The sequence below is a fragment of the Terriglobia bacterium genome (genome assembly GCA_035712365.1).
Lineage (GTDB): Bacteria > Acidobacteriota > Terriglobia > UBA7540 > UBA7540 > SCRD01.
Window position 1 is genome coordinate 216618 of record DASTAW010000015.1, and the last position, 8942, is coordinate 225559.

General features: G+C 60.3%; 7 protein-coding genes. 5 read left to right on the forward strand and 2 right to left on the reverse strand.

The window, feature by feature from the left end:
* The first annotated feature begins 32 nt into the window (after positions 1-32).
* Positions 33-536 carry a DinB family protein gene (locus VFQ24_04620; protein ID HET9177624.1) on the forward strand — a complete coding sequence of 168 codons (504 nt, stop codon included), beginning with the start codon at positions 33-35 and terminating at the stop codon, positions 534-536.
* Between the two features lie 54 nt (positions 537-590).
* Here the strand turns inward: VFQ24_04620 and VFQ24_04625 are convergent, their stop codons facing one another.
* The gene (locus VFQ24_04625; protein ID HET9177625.1) at positions 591-839 is read right to left on the reverse strand and encodes a hypothetical protein; all 249 of its coding nucleotides are present in this window, start codon (positions 837-839) and stop codon (positions 591-593) included.
* A gap of 185 nt (positions 840-1024) precedes the next feature.
* Here VFQ24_04625 and VFQ24_04630 point away from each other — a divergent pair, with 185 nt between their 5' ends.
* Entirely contained in the window at positions 1025-2821 is a 1797-nt protein-coding gene (locus tag VFQ24_04630) for a PQQ-binding-like beta-propeller repeat protein (protein ID HET9177626.1), read from the forward strand.
* Positions 2822-2847: 26 nt separating this feature from the next.
* Here the strand turns inward: VFQ24_04630 and VFQ24_04635 are convergent, their stop codons facing one another.
* Positions 2848-4290: an aldehyde dehydrogenase family protein gene (locus VFQ24_04635; GenBank protein ID HET9177627.1), complete on the reverse strand. Its 1443-nt coding sequence runs from the start codon at positions 4288-4290 to the stop codon at positions 2848-2850.
* Between the two features lie 429 nt (positions 4291-4719).
* On the opposite strand from VFQ24_04635, the gene VFQ24_04640 reads away from it, so the two are divergent.
* The 3 genes from VFQ24_04640 to VFQ24_04650 all read left to right on the forward strand — a co-directional run.
* Positions 4720-5373 (forward strand): CDP-alcohol phosphatidyltransferase family protein, encoded by a 654-nt coding sequence (locus VFQ24_04640; GenBank protein ID HET9177628.1) that lies wholly within the window; start codon positions 4720-4722, stop codon positions 5371-5373.
* Between the two features lie 78 nt (positions 5374-5451).
* Positions 5452-7029, forward strand: a complete 1578-nt coding sequence (locus tag VFQ24_04645) for an SDR family oxidoreductase (GenBank protein HET9177629.1) — start codon at positions 5452-5454, stop codon at positions 7027-7029.
* A 28-nt stretch (positions 7030-7057) separates the two neighbouring features.
* The coding region (locus VFQ24_04650) for an AMP-binding protein (protein ID HET9177630.1) at positions 7058-8942 on the forward strand (1885 nt) is incomplete at its 3' end.

Consider the following 8942-nt stretch of genomic DNA (forward strand, 5'->3'; position numbering starts at 1 on the left):
CTGTGCGACTCAATTTCTGCCAGGAGAGTTCCATGACAATCAGCAAGGCACTGTTATCCGAGTTCGACCAGGAGATGGCGAATACACGCAGGACGTTAGAGCGCGTTCCGGCTGACAAGTCTGACTACCGGCCGCACGAGAAATCCATGCCGTTGGGCAAGCTGGCCCCGCACATTGCTCAGTTGACCAGCTTCGGGCTCACTGTGCTGACCGCACCGGATTTGGATTTCTCCACAGGCAGTTACAAACCGCTGCCGTTTGAGTCAGCGGAGCAACTGGTCAAAGTGCTGGACGAGGAGTCGCCTAAGGTCCGAGCAGCTCTGGCGGGCACCACGGACGATGCGTGGCAACAGGAGTGGAAACTGTCGTTCCAGGGCAAAACGATTTTCGAAGGGACCCGGTTTGCCGCCTACCGAGCGATGTTTCTGAATCATGTGGTCCACCATCGCGCACAGCTTGGCGTCTACCTGCGCCTGAACGGCATTGCGGTGCCGGGCATCTACGGCCCATCGGCAGACGAGCCATTTATGGCGTGAAGCAGCGACGGCGAGCAGGCGGTGATAGAAGTCCAAGATGCGCGCTATGCCCCCTCAGGGAGACTTCCGCTCTGCGGCGCGCTTGAGCGTGACCTCATTCTCGCCCCACGGCCCCGCAACTTTCAAGTCAATGGCATCGCCGTGAATGGCGCATTCATGGTCGTTGACGTCGAAATGCGTCTTGAATGAAATGTGGTCGCCGTTCACCTTGCCGTCGCTGATAGGATTCTCGCCATTGGGCGATTGCGCCAGGCAGACGCCACAAAATGAGATCCGTGGGATGGAAGAAAGAGTAGAACGCATGCTTGTTCCCTCCGCGCTTTAGATGTCGGAACTAGCCAGGCATTTTGGCATTGATGGTAGCATAGAATTGTGAACTCTCTTAGGGGCCGGTCGGACACAACTGCTGACCGCGCAGGGCCATCTAAGAAAAACAGGGAGGCCGGCATTTCTTAGATCACGGTGCTGATTTACGAAGATCGGACGACATGAAATCCTTGCCAATCCTTCCTGCAGTGTTGCTGTTCTCTCTTGCCCTTCAACTCCCGGCGGCCTCCAGCCAAACCAGTGGAACCGCAGTCTTCCAGGAGAAGTGCGCAGTCTGCCACCGAAACGGCTCGATTGCGCCGACCCAGGAAGTCCTCGGCCAGCTCTCGCGCAGCTACATTCTGCGCTCCCTTGAAACAGGCAGGATGGAGTCCGTGGGCAAGGAGCTTACCCGGAGCCAGCGGCTTGCCGTGGCGGCCTTTCTTTCGACTACCAAGACGGTAGCGCAGGTATCACATTCGGGTTATTGCTCCGTAGAGCAGAAGCCCGTACTGGACGACCCCGGCTGGACTTCCTGGGGATACGATGCTGCAAACAGCCGCTATGCGCCAGGCGCCATTTCCAGGCTCACCCGGGCCGAGGTTCCCAGGCTGAAGCTGAAGTGGGCATTAGGGTTCCCCGGCGCTTACGCGACCTATGGCCAGCCCACCATCTTCGGCGGAAGGGTTTATGCGGGCAGCGAGGATGGCACGGTCTATTCGGTGGATGCGGATACCGGCTGCCTCTACTGGACATTTAGGGCCCCAACCACCGTAAAGACGGCCGTGTCTCCCGGATTTGGCGGGCGACTCGTCTACTTTGGAGACGTCAAAGGCGACGTATACGCTGTGAATTCCACAACCGGGAAACTGCTGTGGAAGGCCCATGCCGACTCCCATCCCGAAGCCCGAATCACCGGTTCGCCCGTGTTCTTCGGTACTCGCCTGTATGTTCCCGTTTCTTCCGGCGAAGAGGGCGCGGCGATCGATCCCAAATACCCGTGCTGTTCCTTTCGCGGAAGCATTGTGGCACTCGATGCCCAAACGGGCAAACAGATTTGGAAGTCTTACACAATCCCTGATACTCCTCATCCTACTGAGCGCAAAAATTCCGCCGGAACAGCAATGTGGGGCCCGTCCGGGGCCGCGGTGTGGTCACCACCCACGATCGACCCCAAGGCGAATGAAATTTACGTCGCAACGGGAAACAGTTATTCGGACCCACCAACACCCTATACGGATGCCGTGATCGCCTTTCGCATGAGTGACGGAAAGTTGCTCTGGCATCGGCAACTGACTCCGGATGATCGTTGGAACATTGCTTGCGTAGCCCCTGGCAGGGAGAACTGTCCCGACCAGCCTGGAAACGATTTTGATTTTGGATCGCCTCCCATTCTTGTGACGATGCCAAACGGGCAGCGGGAACTGATCGTTGGCCAGAAATCGGGGGTGGTTTACGCGCTCAATCCCGACCGAAAAGGCGAAATCATCTGGGAGTCGCGGATTGGCAAGGGCGGCCCGCTCGGAGGAATCGAGTGGGGTGGCGCGGCAGGCGGAAACGCTGTTTACTTTCCCCTCTCGGACTGGGACCCGAACAATCCGGCAGCGGGGGGAGGAATGTTTGCTCTGCGAGCTTCCACTGGGAAGGAAATCTGGCATTCGCCAGCGCCCTCACCGGCGTGCCTGAAAGATGTGGGTTGCAGCGCAGCGCAGAGCGCGCCGCCAACCCTGGTCCCAGGAGTCGTCTTCTCCGGCTCCGAAGACGGGCACCTTCGCGCCTATGACACGAAGGATGGCAGCGTCCTTTGGGACTTCAACTCTCTGCAAGCCTACCATACCGTGAACGGGATTGACGCGCATGGAGGTTCGATGACCGCAACCGGCCCCGCCGTCTTTGGCGGAATGCTTTATGTTCAGGCTGGCTACACAAACAACATCGCTGGGAACGTGCTTTTAGCCTTCTCCGTGGACGGCAAATGATCCAGCGACTCCGATAGTCCGCCAGATTATCCTCGCCAGCAGATCAGCTTCAACTCGGTCATTTCCTCAACGGCGTAACGGGGGCCTTCGCGGCCTACGCCGCTCAGCTTGGTGCCGCCGTAAGGCATCAGGTCAACCCGGAAGGCGGGGACGTCATTCACCATCACTCCGCCCACGCGAAGCTTCCGGGCCGCATCGAAAGCCCTGCCAACATCGCGCGTGCAGATGCCCGCCTGCAGGCCATATTCGCTTGCGTTGACGGCATCAATGGCTTCTTCAAGCCTGCGATACCGGTGAAGAACGACCAGCGGCCCGAACACTTCCTTGCAGCAGACGGCATCGTCCGGCGCAACATCTGTTATCACGGCCGGCTCCATGACCGTACCATGGCGAGTTCCTCCGGTCAGCAGCCGCGCTCCCCGGGTGACCGCCGCCTTAATCCAGCTTTCCACCCGCTCGGCGGCCGCCGTGCTGATCAGGGAAGCCATGTCGGTGCTTTCTTCCAGCGGATGGCCGATCTTCAGCGCCCGCACTCCGGCCACAAATCTTTCCGTAAAATCTCCGGCGATCGACTCATGTACGAAGATGTTCTGAACGGAAATGCAGACCTGGCCCGCGATCGCGTAGCCACCTGCGACACAGCGCGGCACCAGCATTTCCACATCGCAATCCGGCTCCAGAATCACGGACGAGTTTGAGCCCATTTCGAGCGTCACCCGCCGGAGTCTGGCTGCGGCACGGATTTCCCGGCCCACCTCGGGACTGCCCGTAAAAGTGATCATGGCGATGCGCGAATCACTGACAATCTTGCGACCCGTTTCTTCTCCCAGGCCGGTCACCACGTTGTATGCACCCTCAGGCACACCGGCTTCGATGGCCAACTGCGCCAGGCGCAGCGCGCTGAGCGGCGTGTTCTCCGAGGGTTTGTGGACCACGCTGTTGCCGGCCGCGAGCGCCGGCCCGATCTTGTGGAGCGCGAGATTCAGGGGAAAGTTGAATGGGGTAATGGCGGCGATCACTCCTAGCGGCTCGCGCACCGTCATTGCCCAGCGGCCCTTGCCGCCCGGGGCCCCTTCCATGGGCACCACCTCGCCGTGAAGATTGCGCGCCGCATCTGCGGAAGCCGCTAGCGTCTGCTGCGCTCTGCCCACCTCGGTACGCGCTTCGCGAATGGTTTTCCCGGTTTCCAGAGTGACCAGCCGCGCAAACTCTTCCGCATCGCGTTCCAACAGGTTTCTCATGCGCTGGAGTAGTTCCGCCCGTTCGTATTGGGTGAGCCCGGCCATCGCTTTGGCGCCCTTCTGCGCTGCCGCAACGGCCCGCTCGACTGTGGCGGCATCTGCGTCGTAAACTTCCGCAACGGGCGTACCATCGTAGGGAAGGTATATAGTTCGCGCCTGCGGCGTTTTGATCCAGTCGCCGCCAATCAACATCGGAAAAGTCTGTTTTTCAATGATTGATATTCCCATTGGCATGCATCCTTTCTGTCTCCGGCGCCCGGCGTTTTCTTCTATGGTATCAGGAAGGATGCCGCGGGCCCGAATCCTTAGCGTGAGCCCTCGTAATTTTTCCCAATGAAATCATCAGGCTGGGCAGGACTTCCAGGACGAAATTGTGCAGCGCCGATCGCATTAACGATCGCACAAACGCTGCGCCCAAAGCCCTCGGGGCCGCGTGTACGGCAGCCTGGAAGGGCTTGGGAATCCCGATCATTGCATGGGCCCACGGTTGCAGAACAAAGGTATTTCCGCTAAGATACGTTTCACGAGGAAAAAAGTGCTGGCTACGTACTGCCGAAGCGAGGCGCAGCCACGAGAAGGCGGCGGGGGCGCGGGCCTTTTCTCTGAGCTATTGAGCGGAAAACCCCGCCTGCACAGATGAATTCCTGAATCAGCGGAATGATTACCCGAAAAATTGGCGATGTTTGCTGGTACGCCTACGACGCCATTATACGCTCGTTCTCAAGGATTGGCATTAATCCCAATTTTCTGACATCTATCGGTTTCACTATCAATCTTGTCGCGGCGTATTTGTTTGCTTACGGATATTTCCGCTGGGCGGGCGTGACGATCATTGTGGGTGGGGTGTTTGACCTGACGGACGGTCCGGTGGCCCGCCGGACGCGCCGCGTGACGCCGTTTGGGGGCTTTTTCGACTCGGTGCTGGACCGCTATTCCGACCTCTTTCTCCTCACGGGCCTGCTGGTCTATTATGGCCGCGTGAATCGCTTTGTGTACGTCGTAGTTGTAGCCCTGGCCATGATCGGCTCGGTGATGACCAGTTATTCGAGGGCGCGGGCGGAAAACCTGATCCGGTCCTGCAAGGTGGGTTTTCTGGAACGCCCGGAGCGCATGGTGTTGATCATTATCGGAGCGCTTTTTGACCGCATGGCGCCCGTGCTGTGGGTGATCGTATTCTTTTCAAATATGACCGTGATTCATCGCGTGATCCACACCTACCGCGAGGCACAGCCTATGGGAGCCGGAGCCAACGGAGCGGCCCAGGACAAAGAGCTTTCCAGAGATCCCGCCACTCCGGTAGCCCAGCCTTGACAGTAACTTACGTCGGTCGATAACATGAAACAACTCAGGGCACAGAGGGCTTGATGCGGGCCTGGTTCCCGCCTGCAGATGGCACAGCAATCACCATTAACGGACGCTGGACCAACGTTCCAGGAAAACGAAATCCTTCTGACAGGAGGGAACGGGTTCCTGGGCAAAGTGATCCTGGCGATGCTGCTTGAGCGTTATCCTCAGGTGAAGCACGTCCATTTGTTGCTTCGACCGGGCAAAGGCCTTTCCGCAGAAGAACGCTTCAAGAGGGAGATCATGGAATCGCCCGTCATGGCGGCGCTGCTGGCGACGCGCGGCGAGAAATTCGTCGAGGAAAGGATCAGCATCTGGCCCGGAGAACTCAGCCAGCCCGCCTGCGGGCTCGACCAGCAGGCCCTCAGCACGGTTACGTCCCGGGTGAAGCTCATCATCAATTGCGCCGGAAAGGTGGAGTTTTTTCCGCCGGTCGATGAATCACTGCGGGCAAACGTGGACGGCGTGGAGAACGCCATAGCACTGGCCAGGAGCGCTGGCGCGCGGCTCCTGCACGTTTCCACCTGCTTTGTTTCTGGCGAAGCCAATGGCCTGATCGAAGAAACCGAGCCCATCCTCGGTTTCTACCCTCATCGCAAGGGCGCCGAAGATAGTGCCTTCGACGCGCTCACCGAACTCGCCTATTGCCGTGAGCAGGTCCGGTTGATCACTGCATCCGCGGTCTCCGACGAAACGGAGAAACCGCAGGCGCCCTCAAAAGAGGCGGCGCAGAAGCTGGTGGCCCTGGGCAAGCGGCGCGCTGAACATTGGGGCTGGGTCAACACCTACACCTACTCGAAGAGCCTGGGCGAACAACTGATCGCTCGCGAGAAAGACCTGCCATGGTCCATCGTGCGGCCGGCCATCGTGGAAAGCGCCTTGCGGTTTCCTTTCCCCGGCTGGATCGAAGGCGGAAGGACCGCCGCCCCGCTGGTGCTGATGGCCATGGGCGGGCTTAAACACTGGCCCGTGAGCCGCAACACTCCGCTGGAAGTAGTTCCCGTAGACCTGGTGGCGGCGGCAGTCCTGGCTGTGGGCGCGCTGCTGCTGAAAGGTCGCGCGGACAAGGTTTATCAACTAGGCACTGCGGATGTAAATCCCATCAAGCTGGGAGCTCTGGTGGACCTGCTGCGGCAGGAAGCGCGAAAAAGGTCCAGCCGGAACGGCAAGGCAAGGCTGCCGCTGCGCATCGCTGCTTCGCGCGGACGAGCGCGGTTTATTTCCCTTGAACAGGCTCGGGCGCGCCGGCAAAGGACCGAGAGGCGCATCCAGCGGGCGCAAGTTATACTCGACCGCATGCACAGCGCTGTACACAGGGCCGGGTTGCCGGGGAAGCAGTCCCTCGCCGCCTGGCAGAGCGCCCTGCGCACCCTGGGTTTGCAGGCGCGGTTCCGCGAGCAGACCCTTGACCAGTATCTGCCGTTCATCCTTCACAATCACTACGTCTTCGAATCGGAAAACATCCGGACCGCCTACCAGAAACTTTCGCAGAAAGACAGAATGCTTCTGCCGTGGGACCCGGAGCGGATTCACTGGAAAAAATACTGGGTCCACCATCAGATCGAAGGGATCGAAAAATGGATCCAGCCCGAGGCCGTAAAGGACTGGTCATTTAAAATTTAGAGGAACGAGTTGGAAGCATCCATCGAAAATGCCAACCACGCCCCGACAAATTGACGCGGCCCAGCTTGAAGAGCAGATGCTCCAGATTGTGCGCGAGCTTCTCACCGAGCTGGGATCGCTTCGCGCGGCGGAATCCGTCACCTTGCGTTCTTCGCTGGAGCGCGACCTGGGCCTGGGTAGCCTGGAGATGGTGGAACTGCTGGTGCGCACGGAAGCGCACTTCAACGTGCGATTGCCCGACCGCATCGCCGAAGAGGCTGACACGCCCGGCGACTGGGTGCGCGCCGTGGCAGGCGGCGAGGAAGAAGCTCCTGCCGCCTCGCAGCGCTACACCATCCGGCAGCCGGGGCGCGTTGCGCCGCCGCCGCCGGAATCCGCCCGCACGCTGATCGAAGTTTTGCGCAAGCATGCCGAGGTGGACCCGGACCGCGTCCAGGCCCACATGCTGGAAGGCAATTCCGGAGAAGACATCGGCTATGGCAAACTGCTGGCCACAGCCTCCGACGTGGCGGCTGGCCTCGTTTCCGCGGGCCTGCGCCGGAATGAAACCGTGGCGATCATGCTGCCCACCTGCCCGCAATTTTTCTATGCCTTCTTCGGTGTCATGCTGGCCGGCGGAATCGCCGTTCCCATTTACCCCCCGGCGCGGCCCGACAAGATTGAGGAATACGTTCGCCGGCAGGTCGGCATTCTCCGCAACGCGGAAGTGCGGTTTCTGATCAGCTTTGAACCCGCCCGGCGGGTGTCCGAATTGCTGCGCCTCAACCTGCCCGGCATTCTGGGCGTGACCACCGTCGAGGACCTTGCAGCGAGCGGCGCGCGCTTGCAGCCCGGGGCCATTGAAGCGGCCGACGCCGCGTTTATCCAATACACTTCCGGCAGCACCGGCGAACCCAAGGGCGTGGTGCTCACGCAGTTCAATCTGCTGGCCAACATTCGCGGCATCGGCTGGGCCGTGAACGTGCAACCCTCGGACATTGTGGTGAGCTGGCTGCCGCTTTATCATGACATGGGCCTGATCGGCTCGTGGCTCTACAGCGTCTATTACGCGCTGCCCATCACCATCCTCTCGCCCCTGGCCTTTCTCAGCCGCCCGGAAAAGTGGCTGTGGGCGATGCACGACTCCGGCGGAACGCTCTGCCCCGCCCCGAATTTTTCCTACGAACTGTGCGCGCGCAAGATTCCGGACAGCGCCATCGAAGGCCTTGACCTCAGCGCCTGGCGCGTGGCCATCAACGCGGGCGAAGCCGTGCTGCCTGATACGCTGGACCGTTTTGAAAAGCGCTTCAAGCCCTACGGTTTCCGGGCTGAAAGTTTTGTACCCTGTTACGGCCTGGCCGAATCCTCTGTGGCCCTGGCCTTTCCGCCCATGAACCGCCGCCCGGTGATTGACTGCATCCGCCGCGACATTTTTGAGTCTGAGGGCAGGGCCGTTCCCGCTGAGCCGGAGGATTCCAGCGCTCTGCGCTTTGTGGCCAATGGCAGGGCCTTGCCGGGACACGAAATCAAAGTGATCGGTCCCGAAGGCAACCCGCTCGGCGAACGCATCCAGGGCAAAGTGCTTTTCCGCGGCCCGTCAAAAACCGCAGGATACTTCCGCAATCCCAACGCGACGACGGCCGTCACCACCGAAGACGGCTGGATGGATTCGGGCGATCTCGGCTACTGGGCCGGCGGTGAAATCCACATCACGGGCCGCGCCAAGGACCTCATCATCAAGTCCGGGCGCAACATCGTCCCGCAGGAAGTGGAGCTTGCGGCGGCGGAAGTTCCGGAAGTGCGCCGGGGCTGCGTAGCGGCATTCGGCAGGCGCGATCCCGAACTCGGCACCGAGCAACTGGTGGTGGTGGCGGAAACCCGCGTGGCCAATAAAGAAGACCTGGACCGCATTGAGGCGGAAGTTATCGAGCGCG